The organism is Algoriphagus namhaensis, assembly GCF_042649705.1.
Taxonomy (GTDB): Bacteria; Bacteroidota; Bacteroidia; order Cytophagales; family Cyclobacteriaceae; genus Algoriphagus; species Algoriphagus namhaensis.
In genome coordinates this window covers 840,451-864,301 of sequence record NZ_JBHRZS010000006.1, presented here as the reverse complement: position 1 = coordinate 864,301, position 23,851 = coordinate 840,451, and the positions used below count along the sequence as shown (strand labels likewise).

The window sequence follows — 23,851 nt, the reverse complement described above, 5'->3', positions numbered from 1 at the left end:
AGGACTAATGTAAAAAAAAATAGTATGCATGCATACAAAATTGGAAAAATAATTATGCATGCATCACAAATTAATCCCTTCTAAAAGGCAGATTCCTGCTATAAAATTTCAACCAATCAGGATATAAATGAAAAAAACGAAACAAAATATAGATTTTGCTTCGTTTTCAATAGGAAGTTTTGAAGATGCATTCCGATTATTTTTTCATGTATTCGAGCCGCTAAAGCTTATAAAGTTCTTCAAGTTCATTTTCGAATTTTGCCTTGATCACTTTTCGCTTCAATTTCATAGTAGGAGTGAGCTCTCCCGATTCCACCCCCCAAGACCTAGGTAGAAGCGTGAACTTTTTAATTTGCTCCCACTTGCCAAAGTATTTGTTTAAGCCATCTATCTCTCGTTGGTATTTGCTTAATATCTCGGCTTTTTGGATCATCTCGGCATCCTCGGTATAGGGAATACCTTTATGCTTGCAATAGTCACGAAGGCCATCAAAGCTCGGAACAATAATGGCAGAGGGGAATTTTTTATTTTCACCGACCACCATCAATTGCTCGATAAGACTTGACTCCTTAAACTTATTTTCCATCACCTGAGGAGCTATATACTTTCCTCCTGAGGTTTTGAACATTTCTTTCTTTCGGTCTGTAATTTTCAGATATCGGCCGTCCAATTCGCCTATATCTCCGGTGTGAAACCAACCATCCTTGATGGCTTCCGCAGTAAGTTCGGGTTCTTTATAATAACCCATCATCACATTGGGTCCTTTCACAAGGATCTCCCCATCTTCAGCAATCTTGACCTCAACATCCTCAATTATTTTTCCAACAGAGCCGATCCGCATTTCTTCTTTGGTACAAATGGATGCTGAAACTACAGGAGAGGTTTCAGTAAGACCATAGCCCTCACATACACGGATTCCTGCTGCCCAAAAAACCCGAGCCAATCGTGGCTGCAATGCAGAGGCACCTGAATTGATCTGCATCACCTCTCCACCCAAAGCCTCACGCCATTTACTGAAAATGATTTTGTTTGCCATTTTGAGCTGCCAATCATACCATCTTCCCATATCAGCAGCTGGGTCATATTTATGACCGAGATTAAGAGCCCAGAAAAATAGATTCTTTTTTATGCCAGAAAGCTCATATCCTTTAGCAACGATTTTGTCATAGATTTTCTCGAGTAATCGTGGAACTGTATTAAAAACTTGAGGTTTGATCTCCTTCAAATTATCAGCGATCGTTTCCATGCTCTCAGCGTAATAGACAGAGTAACCGATATAATAGAAAGCAAAAGAGGAAGCACGCTCATAAATATGACATAGTGGGAGGAAGCTAAGAGCTCTAGAGGTTCCAGGCTCTGGAGTCATAATTTTTTCAATGTTCAAAACATTAGAAACGACATTCGAATGTTTTAGCATTACTCCCTTAGGCCTGCCGGTTGTTCCACTGGTATAAATAATAGTAAATAGATCTAACTCAGTGACATTTTCCTTAGCTGATTCTAACTTTTCCAAATCACCATTTACTCCGGTAGCCAAAAAATCTTCCCAAAATTCAGCGCCTTTTAATCTTTGAAAAGAAAAAATCTTTCTGTCTCTAGATACCTTGGAAGCTTTTTTAAGAATCTCTTCGTTCCCAACAAAAATAGTTTTAACCTCAGCGTGATTAAAAATATACTCGTAATCATCAGATGTAATGGTAGGATACATAGGTACAGATACGGCACCTATTTGCTGTAGAGCAAAATCTACAAAATTCCATTCTGGGCAATTGTCTGAAATGATGGCGACCTTATCCCCAGCTCCAATTCCAGAATTGATAAATGCTAAGCTAAGATTGTCTACAATCTCTTTGACGTCCCTGGAAGAATAGGTCTTCCACGTTGCATTTTCTTTTTTTGCAAGCGTGACTTCCTTATCGTATTTAGTTATTTGAAAAGGAATTAGATCAAAGAGTCGTTTGATTTCCATCGATTTTGGGTTCTGGTTAACCCTCTAATATTACCAAATGGAGTAAGCTTTTACAAGGTATTCAGTGAATTACCAACATCTTATTTATTTAAATAGATTAATTAATTAAAATCTTTTATGGTTACTATTAAGGGTGTGGATTTGTGGGTAAGTGATCCATATAGCTTTATCAACTTTTTGAGGTTTAAAAAGGATGATATTATCCCCATCTTATTCACATTCAAAATTCTTAAAATCAGTGTGTTATAAGGTTGTTGACATAATTTCGTTTTATTGTGACCAAATTACTGTGGGTAAAAATTGTGTGGGTTTCTTGTCCTTGAAGTGTTGATAAATGAAGGGATATCCCCGTTTTATTGGTGAATCGGTTTTTCAATTTTAGGAGATGGTGATAACTTTCATTTGTACCCTCGTTGGCAGTAGAGTTATGCACGGGTAATAGGGGCTTATCCACAAGGCTAATTCTTTAGAATTCCAGTGTTTGGGACACTGTTGATCTGTAAAGTATTGATAGACCAGCCACCACGAATCATGATGGTTTGTTCATTGGTTTCAGGGTCTTGGAAGTAATATACTTTTTCTGCTTGTCGCTTTAAGCTAAAGTCACCCGGGTCCCATTCCCCGTTTTGATTGTCATCTTCAATGACCTTTATTTTATAAGTACCAGGCTCAATAAGAGTAAAAGAGAAGGCATTTTCATTTTCTAGAATCAGTTCTTTAACGAGTTCGTCTTTGGCAGTGAGCAACTGGACTATCAGTGAGGGATGGTCTGTTTGTATCGTTCCTGCAATTTCATCTGCCAACCCTTCTCTTTGTAGCTTGCGGAAATTAGCTTTTATCAGTTTGGAATTGTATTCACCCTCAATATCTCTAAAGGTGGAATCTGATGCTATGAGGGTGAAGATATTAAATGAGAGAGAGTCTGGAATGTTCATTAAAATATCCAATTGATCGAGTTTGGCAGAATCTCGCCAGTATAACATGCTGGGAGCAATTGGAAATATAGAAGCCGTGTCATATGAGACGAAAAGGGAATCAAAGCTGATTTGTGTCACGGGTTTGGTAAAAGTGAGCTCCATTTTTAATTCCTGATAGAAGCTTTTTCCTGATGCAACAGTGACGTTTAATTCATCCTTTCGGCGATCACTCGCTTCAAACTTCGCCCAAATTAAAGTATCTAAGCTTTGTTGAATCGAATCCTTAGCTTTCACTTGTATCAGAAGACTATCTGTTGTGGGTGACTCTCGGTATAGTTTAACTCGATCCTTTTCTACTTTATGCAGGATCTGTTGATTTTTGTCGTCCGGGATAATCTCAATTTCTCTTAGTCCTTTATTGAATACTAATTGATAGGAAGAACCCGTTGTGGATGATCGTGTTAGTTTGAAAGCTGTTTGATCCGCTTTTGCTAAATTAAAGTGTAATATTTTTTCACTCTGTGGATCTATGATCAATGTGTCGGAGATGAATGCAAACTCTTCAGTTTTAAATTCGGCTTTTAATGAATTATTGGCATCTAGCCAGGCATAAGCCAGATAAGCGCCAGAGCGAAGGTTTTCAAGCTTAAATTGTCCCAAGGAATCAACCTGAGCGATGTAATAGGGAGGTGCGGTGAATACATCTGTGGTGTCGTTGGCTTCGTAAAGGCCTACTAAGACATCATCATAAACTGTTTGGCGGTCGGGAAACAAGAAATTTGTCCTACCCGTGACTACTAGGCTGTCGATGGTTGGGCCTGTTGAAAAAACTATTTTTAACTGCTCCGCTGGATTTCCTTCGGATAAATCTTGAATCGATTTCTGAAAGTTGAAAACGTATGTTGTATTAGGTTCTAATTCCTGATTGAGTTCTACAGTAACTTTGTTCTTTAGTGCGGTGGTAATAACCTCATCTTTGTTGAGGCGAGGAGTAATAATGATGTTTTTGTTGGGGTTATCGAGTTTAATGTATTCGTCAAACTCTATCCAAATCTCCTTAGGATTTACGTTAAGTGATTGGTTTTCAGGATATTGAGCTAATACTTTTGGTGGTGTTTCATCTCGTGGACCTCCAGTTGGAGTGCTTTGTTTTGCACAGCTCCATAGAATAATCATGGGTAAGATGAGGGCGATATATTGGCTCTTTTTCAAGGTTTTCTAAATATATATAAGTTGCTTGAGTAAGAAGGCCTTTTGGCTTTTGAGGCTTGGATATTTGAGTTTAGGCCATTTTTAAAAGCTTGAAAATACGTTTTTAGCTTAGATTGCTTTGGACTTTGATATCCTTCAGAAAGTAATGAGACATAGAAGCTATCAAATTTAAGTGGTTTGCTTTCTATGTGCTCTAATCCAAATTTTTCCCCAAAGGTCATCATAGCTTGGTGGGTAAAGTGGTATAAGTGCCGGGGTACGTCCCATCCTGCCCAATATTCCTTATATAATTGAGCATCAGGACTTTCTGGATTAGGAACGGCAATAAAGATATACCCACCAGGATTGAGATGGCTAAGTAATTTATTTACTGTGTCATCGAGTTCATGTATGTGTTCTAGGACATGATAAAGCGTGATGACGTCAAACTTGAGGCCTTTTATCAGCTGTTGGAGCGATGCATAAACTTTCTCCTTGAGTTTGGTTGAAGCAATAGCTCTTGCCTTATCGTTTGGTTCTATTCCGAATGCTGACCATTCTTGTTTGCTCGCTTGTAATATGAATTCACCAGTGCCACAGCCGTAGTCAAGTAATGTCCCTTTTGTGACAAACTGATTAAGCTGCTTGATCTTTTGTTTGATCGAGTATTGTTTTACTTGCTGGTAAATGGTAGGTATTAGTCCTCCTGCGTCGTCTGAATGAGAATAGTACTCATCAAATTCGTAATAGGGTCCAATTTCGTTAGCTAATGGACGAGGACTGGTGAATAGCAGTCTGCAAGAAGTGCATTCTAAAACCTGAAAGCTTTCTTGACTTACAGCATGGTCAATGATGGTTTTTACGGATCGTATTTCTTTAGTTGAGCAAAGAGGGCATTGAGTTAAGGACTCGAGCATCGCACTAATTATTTTCCCAAATATACGGTGATAATGGAAAGGTCTGCAGGAGATACTCCACTGATGCGTGATGCCTGGCCTAGAGTTTCGGGGCGAATCTTAGAAAGCTTTTGTTTTCCTTCTGCAGATAGAGCCGTTATGTCGAGATAGTTGAAGGAACTTGGAATTTTAAAGTGTTCCATATTGCTCATTTTTTCAACCATTTGTTGCTCCTTTTGCAAATAGCTATCGTATTTGATTTGAATTTCTGCTTGCTCGATCTCGTCTTTTGAGAAGGTTGACAAGTATGAACTCAAATCGTTATCCATGCTTAGGAAGGTAGATAAGCCTATATTAGGCCGTTTAATTAGTTTTTCTACTGTAATTTTCTCATGTATAGGAGCTGAGTTAACCTCTTCAAGTGCCGAGTTAATTTCCTCCGGGCTGAGTTTCTTATCCTTGAGGTCATTTAATAAAGTATTTGTGTTCTTTTCTTTTTGAAGAACCTTGTTCATGCGTTCATCAGAGGCTAACCCTAATTTATGGCCTAAAGGAGTCAATCTTAAATCGGCATTATCCTGTCGTAGTAAAAGCCGGAACTCTGCACGCGATGTAAACATGCGGTAAGGTTCTTCGGTCCCTTTGTTGATTAAATCATCAATTAAAACCCCGATATATGCATCGGAACGCTTGAGAAGGAATGGTTCCTTTTCTTGAGTTTTTAATGAAGCGTTGATTCCAGCAATCAATCCTTGGCAAGCTGCTTCTTCATAGCCGGTTGTTCCATTAATTTGGCCAGCAAAGTAGAGGTTTTCGATTAATTGAGTTTCAAGAGTGAGGTTCAGTTGGGTAGGAGGGAAATAGTCATATTCGATCGCATATCCTGGTCTGAACATTTTTGCATTTTCAAAACCTTCAATTTTACGGAGAGCCTTGTATTGAATATCTTCGGGTAGAGAGGTGGAGAAACCATTGACATAGATTTCGACGGTATTCCAACCCTCTGGCTCAACGAAAATCTGATGTCTATCACGTTCTGCGAAACGATTGATTTTGTCTTCAATAGATGGACAATATCTTGGGCCAAGGCCTTGAATTCGCCCATTGAACATAGGAGACCGATCAAAACCTTCTTCTAAGCTTTTATGGACACTTGGATTGGTATAAGTAATCCAGCATGTTCTTTGCTCTGTTAATGTGGTTGTTTCGTCGGAATAGCTGAATTTTTCCGGGTTTTCATCTCCATATTGGATTTCCATTTTCGAATAGTCTAGACTTCGACCATCTACTCTTGGAGGAGTACCGGTTTTCATTCGTCCAGCTTCGAAGCCTAGTTCCACCAATTGTTCTGTAATTCCTCTGGCCGCAGATTCACCTGTTCGTCCACCACCAAACTGTTTTTCCCCAATATGGATAAGGCCATTTAAGAATGTTCCATTGGTAAGAACTACTGATTTGGCAAAAATTTCTATTCCAATCCCTGTTTCTACACCAATCACCCTTTTGTCCTTTACAATTAGGCTAGTCACCATTTCTTGCCAAAAATCTACATTTGGCGTGTTTTCTAGTGCTAACCGCCATTCTTCGGCAAATCTCATTCTATCATTTTGGCTTCTGGGGCTCCACATGGCCGGACCTTTTGATCTATTGAGCATACGGAATTGGATCATTGATTTATCTGAGATAATTCCAGATAAACCACCAAGAGCATCGATTTCACGTATGATTTGTCCTTTTGCCACACCTCCCATGGCTGGGTTACATGACATTTGTGCTATAGTGTTCATGTTCATGGTGCAAAGGAGAACCTTTGATCCCATGGTAGCTGCGGCATGTGCAGCTTCACATCCAGCATGCCCAGCGCCCACTACTATCACATCGTATTCTTGAAACATATTTTGAGGTGTTCCACGTGAAACAGTTTGGCTAGGTGCTTAGATGTTTCACGTGGAACAGTTAAATGGATTCGTATAAATTTATGGCTCGATCTTCTTGAGCTCTCATTTCTTTTGATTCTTTCGGAGACTTGTCTTTGTATCCGAGAAGGTGCAATAGTCCGTGACTAATAACTCGGCTTAGTTCTTCTTCTTCTTCAACATTGAGCTTTGATGCATTTTCTTTTACTCGCTCGATACTGATGAAAATATCACCTGAGATTTCATTTTCATTTTCAGAAGAATCGAAAGTGATGATATCGGTGTAATCATTGTGATTGAGATAATCCATGTTGATTTGCCAAAGATACTCATCAGAACAAAGAATGTAATTTAGATCCTTGATTTGTCGTCCTTTTTCAGAGGCTATACTTCTAAGCCATTTTTTTCTTCTGTTTTTCTCCTTTAGAGTAAAACTCGTGTCTTCAGAAAAAAAGGAAATTGCCATCTTAATTTAAATAGAAGCTGAGGGTGGCACGTTTGCCTCCATCTTCAAACTTGAATTCATCTGTCAAGTTTTTAATCAGGAATATACCTCTACCACCAGGTTTGTCAATGTTTTCTGGGGCTGTGGGATCATTTAGATTATTTGCGTCAAATCCATCACCTTCGTCCGAAATGACAAATTTCAACAAATCATCTTCCATCATCAACTCTAAATGTACCATCTTCGACTTGTCCTTGTTGTTGCCATGTATAATAGCGTTACTAACACACTCAGTTACCGAAATCATGATATTACCATAGATATCATCATTGATTTCAAATTTGTCTCTGGCATTGTCGATGAAGCTTTCTATCACTTTAATGTTATCTATTAAAGATGGTATTGATATTTTTATTGATTTCATCGGCGGAATGTTAATGAATTGGTAGAAAACATGGTTATTTCAATTCAATTCTTATGGGACAATGATCTGAGTGTTTGACGTTTGGCAAAATTACGGAACTTTTTACTTTATGTTTCATTTCATCTGAAGTCATATGGTAATCGATCCGCCAGCCTAAATTTTTGTTACGCGCATTTGCTCGATAACTCCACCAAGTGTAATGGTGTGGATCGTCGTGAAACTGACGAAAACTATCTGAAAAGCCGTTACTCGTAAGTTTATCCATCCAAGCTCTTTCTTCAGGCAAGAAACCAGAGCTATTTTTATTGGATACAGGATTATGAATATCTATCGCTTTATGACAAATATTGTAATCACCGCTAATTATAAGGTTTGGGTGGGATTTGAGTAAGCTCTGAGCGTAGTCATACATACTGTCCAGAAACTCATACTTTACTGTTTGCCGGATGTCGCCAGTCGTTCCGGACGGGAAATAGGCAGAAATAAATGAGAAGCCATCAAAATCTGCTTGAATGACACGGCCTTCTGCGTCAAACAATTCTTCCCCCATGCCATATTTGACATGATTTGGCTTGATTTTGCTGAGTATGGCGACTCCAGAATACCCCTTTTTTTCTGCGGGAAACCAGTAAGTTTCGTATCCAAGATCATGGAACTTTGCGAGTTCTACTTGATTTTCTAATGCTTTAACTTCTTGTAAACCAATGATATCTGGGTTTTCTTCTGCCAGCCACTCATCGAAACCTTTGTTGAGCGCTGCACGAATGCCATTTACATTGTAAGAGATAATTTTCATGAATTAAGGGATGCTGATTTGGTATTCGCGTTCAAAATAGTCGATAACCTGAATTTTTAGAAGTTTTTCTTGATCAAGCAGATCAATGTGAGGTAATTCTTTGACAAGTTTCCAATGTGGCCAGCCTTCTTGGTCTACATACTCTAATTCATAAAAGCCCTCAAAGCTCAGCACTTTACAAATTGCAATGTGCATTAAATCTTGTTTCTGCTCTTTACTAAAATTTTTAAGCCCTTGGCCAAGTTCCTGTACACCTATCAGAAAAAGGACGCCGTTCAGATCATTGGGTTTTTTTCCAATAGTATCCTTGAGACCTTCCAGCAGCCTGCCCCATCTTCTCTCAAACTCTAAATCCTTTTTCATTGTATAAATTATTGATTTTCAAGTAATTCCCAGTATTCAGTGGCTCGTCTCAAATGCGGAATAACGATAGTACCTCCGATCAAAGTAGCAATGGAAAATACCTCAAATACCTCGTCTTTACTGAGACCTAACTCATGGCATTTGCCCAGGTGGTATCTCACACAATCATCACAGCGTAAAACCATAGATGAAGCCAAACCAATCATTTCCTTGGTCCTAACATCTATTTTTCCTGCTGAGAAGGTGTTTGTATCTAAATTAAAGATACGTTTTATGACTTTATTATCTGCCCCGAGAATGCTCTCATTCATGCGGCTGCGGTATTCATTGAATTCTTCTGGGGTATTCATTATCTTAATTGATTATCTATTGGGCAAATATACTACGATCAAGCCCTATTTGGATACCAACAGACGAAGAGAGCAATGCGTTTATTTTTTGTGAAAGATTTTTTGGATTTGGTATTTCCCCGCAATTGTGAGCTGTGTGGTAAAGCCCTATTTGATTTCGAGTCTAATCTTTGCGTTCCTTGTAAGGGGACTTTACCAGTAACCAATTATCATCTCAGACCTTGGGACAATGACCTCAAGCAAAAAGTAGAAGGGCTTACGCAGGTTCGTATGGTGGTTTCTTTTCTAAGGTTTTCTAAGTCTGGAAAAAGCCAAAAACTGCTCCATGCTATCAAATATAAGGGAAAACCAAAGGTGGCTGAGGAGCTAGGGATGATTTATGGCACTATGCTTAAGGATAAACTTTTTGCCGATGTGGATTACATCGTGCCAGTTCCTTTGCATCTGATGAAGGAAAAAAGAAGGGGGTATAATCAAAGCGAGAAATTTGCGCAAGGTTTGTCTGCAAATCTGGAAATTCCAGTGCGTCAACTTTTAGAAAGAGTTAAATTTACCGATACTCAAACTGAAAAAACACGGCTGGAGCGATTAGAAAATGTACAAGGCGTATTTAAAGTCAAAAATGCAGAAATGGTCAAGAATTCAAGAATAATACTTGTCGATGATGTGATGACCACTGGAGCCACCCTCTGTTCCTGTGCCAATGAATTGCTTGGTGCAGGTGCAAAAAGCGTGGATTTCCTTACTATTGCAGCAGGAAATTGATTTGAAATGGATATAGAGCATTTGAAGTACCCGATTGGGAGATTTAAGCTTCCAGAAGTGGTCACGACAGACCAATTGGAATCTGCAATCACATACATTAGGAATTATCCTATCCTAATTAAAAATGCTTGTGAGAATCTGGACGAGACTTACTTGAATCTGGCTTACAGGCCGGGAGGCTGGACAGTGAAACAAGTGATCCACCATGTGGCGGATAGTCATATGAATGCATTTATCCGATTTAAATTGGCTTTGACAGAAGAGAATCCCGTGATAAAGCCGTATTTAGAGCATGAATGGGCTGTTTTGGCAGATATGAGTTTAGATATATCTCATTCTTTGGACATAATTGCTTCAGTGCATTTGAAATGGGCGACTATTCTTGATGCTATGAAGGATGATGAATTTGAACGTTGTTATTTTCACCCGGAGTCCAAATCATTAGTAAGTCTAAAGGAAGCTTGCCTCCTGTATCATTGGCATGGTGAGCACCATCTGGGACATATCCAATTACCTTCTTCGTACAAATAAGCCAAGAGCACTGCAAGTCAATACTTTATGCTTTTTACTTCAATAGAATTTGCAATTTTCTTACCCTTGGTTTTTGCGCTGTATTGGCTGACAGCAAAACATCGAAAAACACAGTTAGTAATTATTTTAGTTTCTAGCTATTTTTTTTACGCCTGGTGGGACTGGAGGTTTCTGGGTCTGATTATTTTCAGTTCACTCATTGACTTTCTCATTGGTCTGCAAATGGGAAAAACTACTTCCAAGCTCAAGAAAAAGCGTTTGCTTGGGTTGAGTTTGTTCACCAATTTGGGTCTTTTGGGGGTTTTCAAATATTTCAATTTTTTCCTTCAGTCTTTTTCCGAAGCCTTTTCACTTTTCGGACAAAATATGGCTGTAGCTAGGCTGGATATCGTTTTACCCGTTGGAATCAGCTTTTATACTTTTCAGACACTCAGCTATACCATTGATATTTACCGTGGTAAACTAAGTCCGACCAAAGACGTTTTGGCGTTTTTTAGTTTTGTTAGTTTTTTCCCCCAATTAGTGGCAGGTCCCATAGAAAGAGCCTCACATTTGCTTGGTCAATTCACGTCGCCTAGGCGTTTTGACTATGCTTTTGCAGTTTCGGGGGTTCGAATTTTCATTTGGGGATTTTTCAAGAAAGTTGTGATTGCCGATAATGCGGCCTCACTAGTAGATCTTATTTTTGCCAATTATTCGGATCAGTCCAGCGCAGCTTTGATGTTTGGTGCCATTCTGTTTGCCTTTCAAATTTATGGCGACTTCAGTGGCTACTCTGACATGGCAATTGGGCTTTCCAGGATTCTAGGCTTTGATTTGATGCTGAATTTCCGATTTCCTTATTTGGCACAAAACATTAATGATTTTTGGAAGAGATGGCATATTTCGCTTTCATCTTGGTTTAGGGATTATCTCTATATTCCTATCGGTGGGAGTCATGGATCTTCTCTTTTTGCCTTGCGAAATGTGATGATAGTTTTTGTAGTAAGTGGCTTTTGGCATGGTGCCAATTGGACCTTTATCGTCTGGGGCATCCTGCATGGTTTACTTTACATACCCATGTTTCTCAATAAGTCAAAACAAAACCTTACCGTTCACAAGCCTTTGCGAAGGTTGCCTAATATTTTCTTAACCTTCTCTCTCGTTTGTATCGCTTGGATATTTTTCAGAGCAGAGAGTCTGACAGATGCACTAGGTTATATTTATGGGTTGTTCACCAATTCAGGATCTGCAAATATGGTTTTGGCGTCCAATCAAAGGCTATTGGTTTTAGTTATTGTGATGATTTCCTCATTTGCCATGCTTTTTCTTGAATTTAAAGCGGAAATCAAGCAGAAATCAGAGGTATTGCTTCCGAGTTATGGTTTAGGTTTGCTGGTGTTAGCAATTGTATTTTTTGGCGCGTTTAATAATCCTGAGGACTTCATTTATTTTCAGTTCTGATGAAAAAATTCGTTACCAAAGGCCTGATTTATTTTCTCGGAATTCTGCTGATTTCAACTCTGCTTTCAGGCTTTGGACTTTGGCTTGTATCTAAAGGAAATTTTTACAAACCATCTTTTGTGGTTAATGGCTTGCCTTCTAAATCATTTCATACAGTGGTTTTTGGGTCTAGTAGGGGTTTGGCGGCACTGGATTCCAAAATGATATCTGAGGCTCAAGGAGCTCCATGTCTCAATCTATGTATGACCGATACGGCATTGCCGACCCATTTTTTAATGATTAAGCATTTCTTTGAGCAAGGGAATAGTGCTGAATTTGTTTTGCTCTCTGTTGACTTGGGTGATTTCGAAAAGTCTCAGGTGAAGACAGGTGATGCGGACTTTAAATTTGCTCCTTTTGCCGGAGAAGGATATGTACAGGAATTTTACCAAAAATATGACCAAACTGGACTGAGAGTTTTGGCAAATTCCAATTGGATGCCTCTATTGGCTTATGGCTTTTACAACTCCCAATTGATTTATCCTAGCTTGATCAGTGCCATCCGGCCGAGTTATAAATATCTTTTTGACGAACTGGGAAATTATGGTTATCCAGATTATCTCGGCCTTTCCGAACTTCCAGCTGCTTCTCCACGAGCAACTTCCTTAAAAAACCCTATTTTGGAGGAAATAAGTCAGTATGTGGAGCAAAAAGGAGCAAAACTCATTATTTACATTGCTCCATATCTTCAAGAAGATATACGAATTGAAGGAGCTTCTTTTCAGTACATAATTAACCATTCAAGGTTATTGAATGAGGCGAAATTCTTTTCAGATAATATCCATCTAGTGAATGCTGGAAAAATAAGTGCTACAAAGGCCTTGAATCTGGAGTTAGCAAAAAATAAACACCAACCCTAACATGAACATTTCACTTGAAAATCAGCGTATTCTAGTCACAGGTGCTTCTCGTGGCATAGGCAGAGCAGTGGCCAAACAACTGTCAGAATCGGGAGCAGAAGTGATTATTCATTTCAATAAAAATGAGGATGCAGCGCTTGAGTTACAGAGCATTCTTACCAAGTCCTCCTTTTTAGCCCAATGCGACTTGGCAAACCCTAAGGAAGTGGTAGGCTTTATCCCAAGCTTGTGTGAAAAATATGGCAAGTTAACAGCGATTGTGAATAATGCAGGTGTGTCCATTTCAGCTTCAGATACATTAGAGACGGAAGAATGGCTAGACATTTGGCAACGTACGATGGATATTAATGCCACATCACTGGGTATTCTGTGCAAGGAATTTGTTGATCAGGCCAGAAAAGCAGGAGGAGGAAGGGTAGTTAATATTTCTTCTCGTGCTGCTTTCAGGGGAGATACCACGGATTATATCGCATATGCTGCGTCCAAAGGGGCCGTGGTAAGTTTGACTCGTACGATTGCCCGACACTATGGAAAAGAAGGAATCAAGGCGTTTTTGATTGCTCCAGGTTTTACTCGTACGGACATGGCCAATGAAATTCTTTCTGAATACGGAGAGGGTTTTGCACTGAATGATATTGCTTTGCCTAAATTAACTGAACCAGAGGATCTTGCGCCGATGATTACTTTGCTTTGTTCTGGAATGGCGGATCATGCCACTGGCGCTAGCATAGACATTAACGCTGGCTCGTACGTACATTGATTATGGACAAGGAAGAATTCAGAAAGCGTGGCCATCAATTGGTCGATTGGATGGCAGATTTTCTCGAATCTAAAGAAAGTTTCCCTGTTACTCCTGCGGTTTCTCCTGGCGAGATCATGGCTCAAATCCCGGAATTTGGCCCAGATCAGAGTGAATCTTTTGATACCATCTTTCAGGACTTCGAAAAGGTTATACTTCCTGGCATGACCCATTGGCAGCATCCGTCTTTTTTCGGGTATTTTCCTGCAAATAATTCTGAGCCTTCAATATTAGCTGAAATGCTCACGGCAACATTAGGTGCCCAATGCATGTCTTGGCTCACCTCTCCAGCAGCAGCAGAACTGGAGGAGCGAGTTTGTGATTGGCTAAAAATAGCAAAAGGCATCGATCCGAGCTGGAAGGGCTGCATTCATGACACGGCCAGTACGGCTACGCTGAGTGCATTGCTCACTGCCCGTGAAAGAGCAAGTAATTTTGGTATCAATACCAAAGGCTTCTCTGGAAAGGAAATGTTTAGGGTATACTCTTCATCTCATGTTCACTCTTCCATCGATAAAGCGGTCAAAATAAGCGGAATAGGTGTGGAAAACTTGGTGAGGATTGCCGTGGATGAAAATTTCGGGATGATTCCAAGTGAACTTGAGAAAGCCATTCAAAAGGATAAAGAAGCTGGTTTTCGTCCTTTGATGGTCATTTCAGCATTGGGAACGACCAGTTCCACAGCAGTGGATCCCATCGGATCCATCACAGAGATTAGCCAGAAATATGGGATTTGGCATCATATAGATGCAGCTTTTGCCGGAACGGCCTTACTACTTGATGAGTACAAACCCTTGATTCAAGGACACGAAGGAGCTGATAGCTACGTTTTCAACCCACATAAGTGGATGATGACCAATTTTGATTGCACCATTATGTATCTGAAAGAACCAAAGGCTTTGGTGAACACCTTTGGGTTGACGCCGGAGTATCTCAAAACTCAGCTTGATGATCAGGTAAACAATTATAGGGATTGGGGAATTCCTTTGGGTCGTCGTTTTAGGGCTTTGAAACTGTGGTTTGTAATTCGCTCCTATGGCTTAGAGGGTCTTCGAAGTAAAATCCGGAATCATATCGCTTTAGCCAAAAAGGCTGAATCATGGATTGAAGCTGAAGAAAACCTCGAAATATTAGCTCCGGTCAATTTCAATACGATTTGCTTTCGATATGTGGATTCGAACTTGTCGCTGGAAAAGCTCAATTCCTTGAATGAAGCTTGGATGAATCGTGTAAACGAAACGCGTAAAGCCTTTTTCACCCATACCAAGCTTGATGGGAAGTACGTCATTCGTTGGGTCATTGGGCAGACCGATGTGGAGCTCAAACATATCCAATCCGCATGGGTTTTGCTTCAAGAGAACCTAGAACAAGTGCTTCAAGAAAAATAAACGCATGCCCAACAGGCAAAAAACAGACTCGGTTATTACTCCCGAATTGCTTCGGATCTTCAAAATCTTTGGCTTGGTTTCCATAGGGTTGGTGTTAATTCTGTCGTTCTTCAATACAAGGCGAGCCAACAATACCGGTGAGGATCAAACTTTCAAAATGATGGCTTCTGATCGACTTTATTTTTTGAATGTAAGATCGCTTTCCTATGAGCGAGAAGTGAGAAAAGATGCTCAGATGACGCTTTTCAGACATGATAAGCGAAAAAAAACAACCAATGAACCTTCTATTGACCTAGTAATCTTGATGAATTCACTGAAGGATGAAGCTTATATTTATTTGGAGCCAGTGAATTTGGACTGGCCGATACGGATTAAAGCAGAAAATGGGCCTGAAATAACCTTAGAAAATGGAAACCGGGAAACGCATCTAGCAAATGCCAAAGTATTGGAAAATTTCCTTCGGAATGAAGAAGGCCTATACTTATTTCATACAGATAAATGGGTTCTTTTTTGGAATGAACCTGAAGAATTATCCTATCTAAATACCGTGTTTGACGATTATCAAGAACTAGTAAACTAACCAACGCATGAACCAAAAGATTTTCCAGATTTTCCAGTCTCAAATTGGAAGTAAACTAACGAATTCACCTTCCAAAGCTGTGAATTGGCTCGAAGGCACCCTTTTAGAAGTAAGTGAAAAGCACGTGACCGTAAGCTATACAGTGACTGAAAATATGTGCAATCCCGGGAAAATTCTTCACGGAGGAGTGGCTTCTCTTATGTTGGATGAAGTCATAGGGATGGCTAATGTAATTTCCAGTGAAGAGTATTTGATGTCCAGTATCAATTTGAATGTAGATTTTCTCTCATCAGCTAAAATTGGAGAAACTTTGACTGTGCAGGCAACATTAATTCGAAAAGGATCAAACCTAAATCATTGGGAATGCGTAATACGAAAAGATTCGGGAAAGATCGTGGCCAAAGCAACTAGTAATATGCTCAAGACCCACGTAAAGCTTTTAGATGTTGGTTTTTGATTTACTACAATTGAATTGTGAGCAATAAAAAAAGCGTTTTTTCCGTTATTGTTTTTAGAGTTGCTTCATTTTGAGCATAAAATCCCAAAGGGTAATGCCTAAGGAAACGGAGATATTTAGGGAATGCTTTGTTCCTTTTTGAGGGATTTCAATCACTGTATCGCAGGCCGCCAAAACCTCATCCTCTACCCCAAAAACTTCATTTCCGAACACTAGAGCATATTTTTGGTCTAGGTCAGGCTGAAAAGTATGGAGCATTTGGGATCTTTCGGCCTGTTCTAGTGCACAGATCTTGTAACCAGATTCTTTAAGTTTTGCAATAGCTTCCATGGTATTGAGGCAGTATTCCCATTCCACTGCATCGGTTGCGCCCAGTGCCGTTTTTTGAATGTCCCGATGCGGAGGCTTTCCTGTGATTCCACACAGATATATTTTTTCCACTCGAAATGCATCTCCGGTACGAAAAGCCGATCCCACATTATTCAGACTGCGCACATTGTCCAAAACCAAAACCAGTGGAGACTTGGGTGCTTTTTTATACTCTTCGACTGAGAGTCTGTTCAACTCCTCCATGCTTAATTTTTTCATCTCCTTTTGTTATGGTACCTGAATGCGTATTTTCGATTTTAGGTTTAAAACCTTGAGTCAAATCTACAACAAGCATCAGTATCTCCTATGAGTAAAAGTAAAAACGGTAAGGAAACTCCTTTGATGAAGCAATACAATGCTATCAAAGCCAAACATCCCGGCGCCCTCCTTCTATTTCGTGTGGGTGATTTTTACGAAACTTTTGGTGAAGATGCGATTGTAGCTAGTAAGGTGCTGGATATTGTGCTCACCAAACGCGCTAATGGAGCAGCTTCTCACATCGAGTTGGCAGGCTTTCCACACCACTCTTTGGACACTTACCTTCCAAAGCTAGTTCGAGCTGGAAACCGTGTGGCCATCTGTGATCAGCTTGAGGATCCCAAATCAGTCAAGGGCATAGTAAAAAGAGGTGTTACAGAACTTGTGACACCTGGGCTTTCATACAATGACCAGGTCTTAGATACTCGCAAAAATAACTACCTGGCTTCTATTGCTTTTGGTCAAGAAACTCATGGTGTGGCCTTCCTGGACGTATCCACTGGAGAATATATGTGTGCAGAGGGTAGTCTTTCTTACATCGAAAAACTGCTACAGAGTTTCGTGCCGGCTGAGATCATTTATTCCAAATCAGCTCGGCAGCTAGCTGGCGATGTGCTCAAAAATGAATACATCATCTTTCATTGCGAAGATTGGGTATATCAGTTTGATTATTGCTATGAGCGAATGCTCAATCACTTTGGCACCAAAAACTTGAAGGGTTTTGGTATTGAAGAATTAAAAATGGGAATTGTGGCTGCGGGAGCGATTCTCTACTATCTCGAAGAGACCGAGCACAAGGAAGTCCAACACGTGAGCGCTATTTCTCGGATAGCTGAAGAGAAGTATGTTTGGCTGGATAAATTTACCATTCGCAATCTTGAATTGGTTTTTCCACAGCATGAAGGGGGAGTTCCTTTGATTCAAATTCTTGATCATACCGTGACTCCCATGGGGTCTCGGATGATGAAAAAGTGGATGGTCCTTCCATTAAAAGAAAAAAGTCTGATTGAGGAGAGGTTGAATGTTGTTGACTTTTTTGTGTCGAACCCCGGCTTGATTCAAGAAATAGCAGACGAGCTTAAGCATATCGGCGATTTGGAAAGGCTAATTTCAAAAGTGGTGGTAGGCCGTGCTAACCCTAGAGAGATGAATCAGATCAAGCGCGCTCTGAAAATCACAGCACCCATCAAAGAACTTCTCAAGAATCAAAAAAACCCAACGCTAAAACGACTTTCTGATCAGCTCCATCCCTGTGAATATTTGCTGGATAAAATTGAAAATGAGCTCATGGAGGATGCTCCTATGCTGATTCATCAAGGTGGAGTGATCAAGGATGGTGTGGATGCAGAATTGGACGAATACAGAGGATTGGCTAACTCCGGCAAGGAGCACTTGGTAGGGATACAACAACGTGAAGTACAGCGTACGGGTATCACCTCCCTGAAAATCGCCTTTAATAAGGTTTTTGGCTACTATCTGGAAGTCACTCATGCCCACAAGGACAAGGTACCTACGGAATGGATTCGAAAGCAGACGCTGGTAAATGCAGAGCGATACATCACCGAAGAGCTCAAAGACTACGAAGAGAAAATTTTGAATGCTGAAGAGCGAATGGTAGGCTTGGAGCAAAAATTCTTTCAAGATTTAGTTCAGGAGGCGGCAAATTATGTCACCGAGATCCAGCAGAATGCCCGTGTTCTCGGCACCTTGGATGCCTTGCTTTCGTTTGCCATGGTTGCCTTAGCAAATAATTATGTTCGTCCGAAGGTTTCCACAACAGAGACTCTGGAAATAAAAGATGGTAGGCATCCTGTGATCGAAAAGCAATTGCCTCCAGGTGAAGATTACATTCCCAATGATATCTATTTGGATCATAATAGTCAGCAGATCGTCATCATCACTGGTCCAAACATGGCTGGTAAGTCCGCTTTACTTCGGCAAACTGCTTTAGTGGTATTAATGGCTCAAATGGGTAGTTTTGTCCCGGCATCTTTTGCACGAATAGGAATTATTGATAAAGTTTTTACTCGAGTAGGAGCATCAGATAATCTCTCCAAAGGAGAATCTACCTTCATGGTGGAGATGACCGAAACAGCGAGTATCCTAAATAATCTATCAGATAGAAGCCTTGTCTTGATGGATGAAATTGGACGCGGTACGTCTACTTATGATGGGATTTCTATAGCTTGGTCCATCGTAGAATATTTGCACAATCACCCACAATTTAAAGCAAAGACGCTTTTTGCGACACACTATCACGAGCTCAATCAATTGACGGAGGATTTTCCAAGGGTCAAAAACTACAACGTTTCTGTCAAGGAAGTGGGTAACAAGGTGATTTTTATGCGAAAGTTGGAAAAAGGGGGAAGCGAACACAGCTTTGGTATCCATGTGGCTCAAATGGCTGGTATGCCAAATCCAGTGGTACTTCGAGCATCAGAGATTATGAATCATTTAGAAAAGGATAAATCATTTAAAGACAAAAAGCGCTCTCTGAAGGACGTCCCCAAAAATAATTATCAATTGAGCATGTTTGAGCTTGACCCAAAATTCAAAGAAGCGCAAGAATTATTGGATGCGATTGATATTAATACTATCTCTCCAGTGGAAGCGCTGTTAAAGCTCAATGAGATCAAAAAGAAACTGCAATAGATATCTCAAAGCGTATTTATTTTTATATTCAAAAACCTTTTTACACGTCAATGGATAAGATTCTCCTCAAAAACCTTAAGAATCAAAACAAGTACACTAAGTTTTTTCAGAAGTGGGCTAAGCAAGAGTTTAAGTCTTCTCCTGATGAGAGCAAACTCATGGAAAACTTAGAAGTGATCAGTCAAAATATTGGCATGCAAGAAGGCTTGTATATTGCTTGTTTTGATTACAGACATCTGACTCTGGCCTTTTTTACTGAAAATGTCGAAGATTTGGTCGGTTATCCTTCTTCAATATTCAGAAAGGCAGGAATGGAGGCCGCTTTTACCATGATCCATCCAGATGATCGGCCTGAGCTTTTTAGATTTCAAGAGATAGTATTCAAGGCATTTCATGGGTTAACCTTAAAAGAAAAGCAGAGTTTTGAGTTTTCATACACCACTCGGTGGGTTCATCGTACTAGCAAAGAGGTGTTTTGGATGTTGGGAAGGGTAAAACCCTATTTTATTGATGAAAATGGAAATTTTGCCATGGATTTGCATGTCATTGTCCGCTTGGATCATACACCTAAAATATCCAGCTATGATTGGAATTATTCTTACGTAAAAGAGGATAGAGAGCGGGTGGTAGTCAGTAAGAACAGGCCTTCGGATCAACCTATAAAGTTGACCAAAAAGGAAAAGCAAATTGCAGGCTTTATTTTGGAGGGATTTTCATCTAAAGAAGTTGCCGATAAGCTTCATATTTCAGTAAATACCGTGGGAACACACCGAAAAAATATCTTGAAGAAGCTAGGTGCAAGAAATGTAATGGATATGGTCAAGATCCTTGCATCCTACGACTTTTAGGTTGAAGAGCGCAGTTTTGGGATAAAAATCATTCAAAAGAAAATAATTTACCCACAAAAGGCTTGCAAATTTATCTGGACAAATTACCTTTGCATCCACAATTCAATCGGATCACGTTCTGATGTACAAACGCGAGAGTAGCTCAGCTGGTAGAGCACGACCTTGCCAAGGTCGGGGTCGCGAGTTCGAATCTCGTCTCTCGCTCAAAAAGCCCTTGCAAAAGGGCTTTGTTGTTTAATTCAATAAGTAGCTCAGTAAAGTCTGGGTGAAGCCGGGATGGTGGAATAGGTAGACACGCAAGACTTAAAATCTTGTGGCCGTAAGGCCGTGCGGGTTCGATTCCCGCTCCTGGTACAGAAGCCTCACAGAAATGTGGGGCTTTTTGTGTTTTAGGCAAAGGTATCAATCCATAAAAATGGCTATTTTTCGATATGAAAGATCTTTTTAATATCTCTTGGGAAAGTCTCACTGATGTTTTGATTACCTCTGGTGTAGCCATAGGAATCCTCCTTGGCTTCTACTTCCTCGCCAATTTCCTTCAGGGTATTCTAGGCAAAAGGCTAGTGAGGCGCATGGATGATCCGCTACTCGCTAATTTTATCTCGGTCATATTCCGAATGATTATTATGATCATTGGCTTTATGGTCGTATTCAGAGTGGTAGGCTTGACGGGTGTGGTGTCTGGACTTTTGGCGGGAGCAGGGATCTCAGCTTTTGTGATCGGATTTGCCCTCAAGGACATAGGAGAAAATTTCCTTGCTGGAATCCTCTTGGCATTTAAGCGGCCCTTTCGAGTAGGAGATGTCATAGATATCGTTGGCATGAGAGGTACTGTGTTGGCTATGAACCTGAGGGATACGCAGATCAAAACTGGAGATGGAAAGGATACTTTTATTCCTAATGCAACCCTAATCAAAAACCCGCTGACCAATTTCACAATCGATGGCTTTCTTCGCTACGATTTTATTATTGGCCTAGACTATGGATCGGATTACCACAAAGCGATGGAGGTTATCCTTCTAGAAGTTATAAAAGTCGATGGGGTACTCACTGATGGGAAAAAACCCAATGTCTGGATAGCCGATCTGGCTGAAAGTACTTTGAATCTCCAAGTGACTTTTTGGGTGGATACCTTTGATCGCACCCGCTCGGATATGCGCACCAAGACGGAGGCCATTATTTCGGTTTTGGAAGCTCTAGAAAAGGCCGGATTTAACTTGCCCTCCAAGATCGTCGAGCTCAAAAACTATCAGGGAAATTCCCTAGAGACTACTTGAATTACCCTTCTATAATCCCCTTCAAATCTGCAGGAGAATAATTCACGGACTTCAGTGTCTTATGATCTCCTTCGCGGAAGACTAGATACAGCTCCCCTTCTTTTTCATAAAAGCAAGGAGTTCCTTTGGCTTCATAGTGTGCCACCGTGGCCTTAGCTTCTTCTTCGGTTTCGCAGGCCTTACTCATATTAGAGCGCTGCACCTCATCAAAGAGGGCTTTGAATTTTTCTCCCAACCCAAACTCCAAGATCGCTCCGGAAAGTACATACTGCAGATCGCATAGTGCATCGGCGATTTCTACCAGATCCTTATTTTCGATCGCCTCCTCAAGTTCCTTCAGTTCCTCGGACAAAAGGGAAACTCGAAGGTTGCAACGGGTATCAGAAGGAATCGTCGGTTCAGAGAGCACCGGATGCTTGAAGGTTTCGTGAAATTTAGCTACTGAAGTTAGAGATTTTGGATCTTGCATAGAGGATTCGGATTTAATTCTCGAAGTAAAAAAAAAAGACCGGAACTTCCGGTCTTTTCTCTGAATAATCCATTAATTACATCATAGCCGCGGAATAGCGAGCGCCTACGGTGTTCCAATCCACCACCTTCCAAAAAGCCGAAACGTAGTCTGGTCTTCTGTTTTGATAATTCAAATAATACGCATGCTCCCAGACATCTAGTCCAAGAAGAGGAGTACCTTTGAAGTCAGAAATGTCCATCAATGGATTGTCTTGATTTGGCGTGGATCTTACAGCTAATTTTTTGTCCTTACCCACCACTAGCCAAGCCCAGCCGGAGCCAAATCGGGTTTTTGCTGCATTTTCAAATTCTGTGGAAAAGGCATCAAAACTCCAAAAGGAAGCTTCAATCGCACCCGCGAGATCACCTAGAGGCATTCCTCCTCCATTTGGATTCATCACTTTCCAAAATAGTTCATTATTGTAATGCCCGCCTCCATTATTTCGCATTTTTGGTGGTATAGTTTGAGATATTCGCCAGTACCTATTCAAGTGGCTTGTTCGTGTCTGCATTTTCATCTCCGATGGCGTCACCAAGATTTTTGGCATATCCTGCTGCATGCTTGGTGTAGTGTATTTCCATGGTCATCGCATCGATATTGGGTGCAAGTGCTGCGAAATCATAAGCCAAATGCGTTTGCGTGAAGCTGGTGGCCAAAAGTGCTTTTTGGTCTCCATTGGCAGCATTGCTACAGGCGGAAAGGATTCCCGACGTAGCCAGCCCTAGTTCGAGACTCGCTTTGGAGGTATTGGACAAAAAAGTTCTTCTCGAGAGTAAGTTTTCTCGTCTATTTATAAAGTTTAAACTTGAATGTTTGGAGCTCGGTTAACTTAAAATTAGTGAATTATCAAGGCGATCGAAAACCTAGGTCGGACAATACGTCTGATTTTCTGACAAGATCGGTACCTTTAGCGCACCAAAGCAGGGTTGGATTCGTTTTTGACCTGAGACTAGCTCATCTTTTTGCCCATGAATATTTCTTTCTTCAAGTACCAAGGCACCGGCAACGATTTTGTGATGATCGACGACCGCGAAAATTCTTTTGATCATCAAGACCTTGAGCTCATTTCGCGTCTTTGCGATCGCAAATTTGGAATTGGAGCAGATGGTGTCATTTTGATTCGAAATCATACCGATTATGACTTTGAAATGGTGTATTTCAATGCAGATGGAAGTCAAAGCATGTGTGGTAATGGAGCTCGCTGCGCAGTAGCTTTCGCAAAGTTTCTGGGCATAGTGGAACAAGAAACGCGTTTTTTGGCCATCGATGGTCCTCATGAAGCCAAAATCGATCAAAGCCTGGTAGAATTACGCATGGGTAATGTCCCTGATACGGAGAGAGTAGAAGAAGATCTATTTATTGACACCGGGTCGCCGCATCATCTTCGCAAAGTGAATGAGGTGAAGACCTATCCTATAGTGATGGAAGGAAAGAAAGTTAGGCATTCGGAACGTTATCCGCTGGGGACCAATGTGAACTTTGTGGAGCTTTTAGGTGAAAATGAGCTTTTCGTACGGACCTTTGAGCGAGGAGTGGAGGATGAAACTCTGTCTTGTGGCACAGGTGTGACGGCTGCTGCATTGGGCTTTGGTACCAAAAATCAAAACCAAACGGTGAAAATAAATACCCTCGGAGGCAATCTAGCCGTACGATATGCATGGGATGCCGAAAGAGGATTTGAAGACATCTGGCTCATCGGGCCAGCCGAACAAGTCTTTGCAGGAAATATAGAAATTTAGGTTGGGAGCAAGTATGCCAAAGACCTCAAAGCATTATCAATTGTAACAAAAAGGGCGTATTTTTAGCG

At 40.6% G+C, this 23,851-nt stretch carries 25 protein-coding genes and 2 tRNA genes; 14 read left to right on the top strand and 13 right to left on the bottom strand.

Annotated elements, in window-relative coordinates; all coding sequences use genetic code 11:
* Window positions 1–220 precede the first annotated feature (220 nt).
* From ACFOSV_RS07325 to ACFOSV_RS07285, 9 genes are all read right to left on the bottom strand, one after another.
* Window positions 221–1,969, bottom strand: coding sequence for an AMP-dependent synthetase/ligase (locus tag ACFOSV_RS07325; protein WP_377904916.1), 1,749 nt, complete (start codon window positions 1,967–1,969; stop codon window positions 221–223).
* Window positions 1,970–2,427: 458 nt separating this feature from the next.
* Window positions 2,428–4,098, bottom strand: coding sequence for an Ig-like domain-containing protein (locus ACFOSV_RS07320; protein ID WP_377904914.1), 1,671 nt, complete (start codon window positions 4,096–4,098; stop codon window positions 2,428–2,430).
* Entirely contained in the window at window positions 4,095–4,994 is a 900-nt protein-coding gene (locus ACFOSV_RS07315; protein ID WP_377904912.1) for a class I SAM-dependent methyltransferase, read from the bottom strand. Before ACFOSV_RS07315 ends, ACFOSV_RS07320 begins: the two co-directional genes overlap by 4 nt.
* 8 nt (window positions 4,995–5,002) lie before the next feature.
* Window positions 5,003–6,868, bottom strand: coding sequence for a tRNA uridine-5-carboxymethylaminomethyl(34) synthesis enzyme MnmG (gene mnmG / locus ACFOSV_RS07310; RefSeq protein WP_377904910.1), 1,866 nt, complete (start codon window positions 6,866–6,868; stop codon window positions 5,003–5,005).
* A 61-nt stretch (window positions 6,869–6,929) separates the two neighbouring features.
* On the bottom strand, window positions 6,930–7,355 hold the full coding sequence (gene ybeY, locus ACFOSV_RS07305) for an rRNA maturation RNase YbeY (RefSeq protein WP_377904908.1): 426 nt from the start codon (window positions 7,353–7,355) through the stop codon (window positions 6,930–6,932).
* Between the two features lies 1 nt (window position 7,356).
* Window positions 7,357–7,758, bottom strand: coding sequence for an ATP-binding protein (locus ACFOSV_RS07300; protein WP_377904906.1), 402 nt, complete (start codon window positions 7,756–7,758; stop codon window positions 7,357–7,359).
* 34 nt (window positions 7,759–7,792) lie between these two features.
* Window positions 7,793–8,554, bottom strand: a complete 762-nt coding sequence (locus ACFOSV_RS07295; RefSeq protein ID WP_377904904.1) for an exodeoxyribonuclease III — start codon at window positions 8,552–8,554, stop codon at window positions 7,793–7,795.
* Window positions 8,555–8,557: 3 nt separating this feature from the next.
* Window positions 8,558–8,917, bottom strand: a complete 360-nt coding sequence (locus ACFOSV_RS07290; RefSeq protein ID WP_377904902.1) for a hypothetical protein — start codon at window positions 8,915–8,917, stop codon at window positions 8,558–8,560.
* A gap of 8 nt (window positions 8,918–8,925) precedes the next feature.
* Window positions 8,926–9,267, bottom strand: a complete 342-nt coding sequence (locus ACFOSV_RS07285) for a carboxymuconolactone decarboxylase family protein (RefSeq protein WP_377904900.1) — start codon at window positions 9,265–9,267, stop codon at window positions 8,926–8,928.
* A gap of 75 nt (window positions 9,268–9,342) precedes the next feature.
* Here ACFOSV_RS07285 and ACFOSV_RS07280 point away from each other — a divergent pair, with 75 nt between their 5' ends.
* The 8 genes from ACFOSV_RS07280 to ACFOSV_RS07245 are packed head-to-tail and all read left to right on the top strand — an operon-like array spanning window position 9,343 to window position 16,129.
* The gene (locus tag ACFOSV_RS07280) at window positions 9,343–10,032 is read left to right on the top strand and encodes a ComF family protein (RefSeq protein WP_377904898.1); all 690 of its coding nucleotides are present in this window, start codon (window positions 9,343–9,345) and stop codon (window positions 10,030–10,032) included.
* A 6-nt stretch (window positions 10,033–10,038) separates the two neighbouring features.
* Complete coding sequence (locus tag ACFOSV_RS07275) at window positions 10,039–10,563, top strand: YfiT family bacillithiol transferase (RefSeq protein ID WP_377904896.1); 525 nt, start codon at window positions 10,039–10,041, stop codon at window positions 10,561–10,563.
* Window positions 10,564–10,590: 27 nt separating this feature from the next.
* A complete protein-coding gene (locus tag ACFOSV_RS07270) occupies window positions 10,591–12,006 on the top strand; it encodes an MBOAT family O-acyltransferase (protein WP_377904894.1) in 1,416 nt (471 codons plus the stop codon).
* Entirely contained in the window at window positions 12,006–12,905 is a 900-nt protein-coding gene (locus ACFOSV_RS07265) for a hypothetical protein (protein WP_377904893.1), read from the top strand. Before ACFOSV_RS07270 ends, ACFOSV_RS07265 begins: the two co-directional genes overlap by 1 nt.
* Before the next feature lies 1 nt (window position 12,906).
* Entirely contained in the window at window positions 12,907–13,665 is a 759-nt protein-coding gene (locus ACFOSV_RS07260; RefSeq protein WP_377904891.1) for an SDR family NAD(P)-dependent oxidoreductase, read from the top strand.
* Window positions 13,666–13,667: 2 nt separating this feature from the next.
* A complete protein-coding gene (locus tag ACFOSV_RS07255) occupies window positions 13,668–15,092 on the top strand; it encodes a pyridoxal phosphate-dependent decarboxylase family protein (RefSeq protein ID WP_377904889.1) in 1,425 nt (474 codons plus the stop codon).
* Between the two features lie 4 nt (window positions 15,093–15,096).
* A complete protein-coding gene (locus ACFOSV_RS07250) occupies window positions 15,097–15,672 on the top strand; it encodes a hypothetical protein (RefSeq protein WP_377904887.1) in 576 nt (191 codons plus the stop codon).
* 7 nt (window positions 15,673–15,679) lie between these two features.
* The gene (locus tag ACFOSV_RS07245) at window positions 15,680–16,129 is read left to right on the top strand and encodes a PaaI family thioesterase (protein WP_377904885.1); all 450 of its coding nucleotides are present in this window, start codon (window positions 15,680–15,682) and stop codon (window positions 16,127–16,129) included.
* 54 nt (window positions 16,130–16,183) lie between these two features.
* Here ACFOSV_RS07245 and ACFOSV_RS07240 read toward each other — a convergent pair whose 3' ends face one another.
* Window positions 16,184–16,717: an RNA methyltransferase gene (locus ACFOSV_RS07240; RefSeq protein WP_377904883.1), complete on the bottom strand. Its 534-nt coding sequence runs from the start codon at window positions 16,715–16,717 to the stop codon at window positions 16,184–16,186.
* An 87-nt stretch (window positions 16,718–16,804) separates the two neighbouring features.
* Between ACFOSV_RS07240 and mutS the strand changes: the two genes are divergently transcribed.
* From mutS to ACFOSV_RS07215, 5 genes are all read left to right on the top strand, one after another.
* The gene (gene mutS, locus ACFOSV_RS07235; protein ID WP_377904881.1) at window positions 16,805–19,408 is read left to right on the top strand and encodes a DNA mismatch repair protein MutS; all 2,604 of its coding nucleotides are present in this window, start codon (window positions 16,805–16,807) and stop codon (window positions 19,406–19,408) included.
* Between the two features lie 50 nt (window positions 19,409–19,458).
* On the top strand, window positions 19,459–20,256 hold the full coding sequence (locus ACFOSV_RS07230; RefSeq protein ID WP_377904879.1) for a LuxR C-terminal-related transcriptional regulator: 798 nt from the start codon (window positions 19,459–19,461) through the stop codon (window positions 20,254–20,256).
* A gap of 131 nt (window positions 20,257–20,387) precedes the next feature.
* Window positions 20,388–20,460, top strand: a tRNA-Gly gene (locus ACFOSV_RS07225).
* 66 nt (window positions 20,461–20,526) lie between these two features.
* Window positions 20,527–20,610 (top strand) — tRNA-Leu (locus ACFOSV_RS07220).
* A gap of 77 nt (window positions 20,611–20,687) precedes the next feature.
* Complete coding sequence (locus ACFOSV_RS07215; RefSeq protein WP_377904877.1) at window positions 20,688–21,533, top strand: mechanosensitive ion channel family protein; 846 nt, start codon at window positions 20,688–20,690, stop codon at window positions 21,531–21,533.
* 1 nt (window position 21,534) lies between these two features.
* Here ACFOSV_RS07215 and ACFOSV_RS07210 read toward each other — a convergent pair whose 3' ends face one another.
* The 3 genes from ACFOSV_RS07210 to ACFOSV_RS07200 form a co-directional block, all read right to left on the bottom strand.
* Window positions 21,535–22,002 (bottom strand): pyrophosphohydrolase domain-containing protein, encoded by a 468-nt coding sequence (locus tag ACFOSV_RS07210; RefSeq protein ID WP_377904875.1) that lies wholly within the window; start codon window positions 22,000–22,002, stop codon window positions 21,535–21,537.
* Between the two features lie 76 nt (window positions 22,003–22,078).
* Window positions 22,079–22,492 (bottom strand): superoxide dismutase, encoded by a 414-nt coding sequence (locus ACFOSV_RS07205; protein ID WP_377904873.1) that lies wholly within the window; start codon window positions 22,490–22,492, stop codon window positions 22,079–22,081.
* 34 nt (window positions 22,493–22,526) lie between these two features.
* The gene (locus ACFOSV_RS07200; RefSeq protein ID WP_377904871.1) at window positions 22,527–22,799 is read right to left on the bottom strand and encodes a hypothetical protein; all 273 of its coding nucleotides are present in this window, start codon (window positions 22,797–22,799) and stop codon (window positions 22,527–22,529) included.
* Between the two features lie 213 nt (window positions 22,800–23,012).
* Here ACFOSV_RS07200 and dapF point away from each other — a divergent pair, with 213 nt between their 5' ends.
* Window positions 23,013–23,783 carry a diaminopimelate epimerase gene (gene dapF / locus ACFOSV_RS07195; RefSeq protein WP_377904869.1) on the top strand — a complete coding sequence of 257 codons (771 nt, stop codon included), beginning with the start codon at window positions 23,013–23,015 and terminating at the stop codon, window positions 23,781–23,783.
* The last annotated feature ends 68 nt before the right edge of the window (window positions 23,784–23,851 follow it).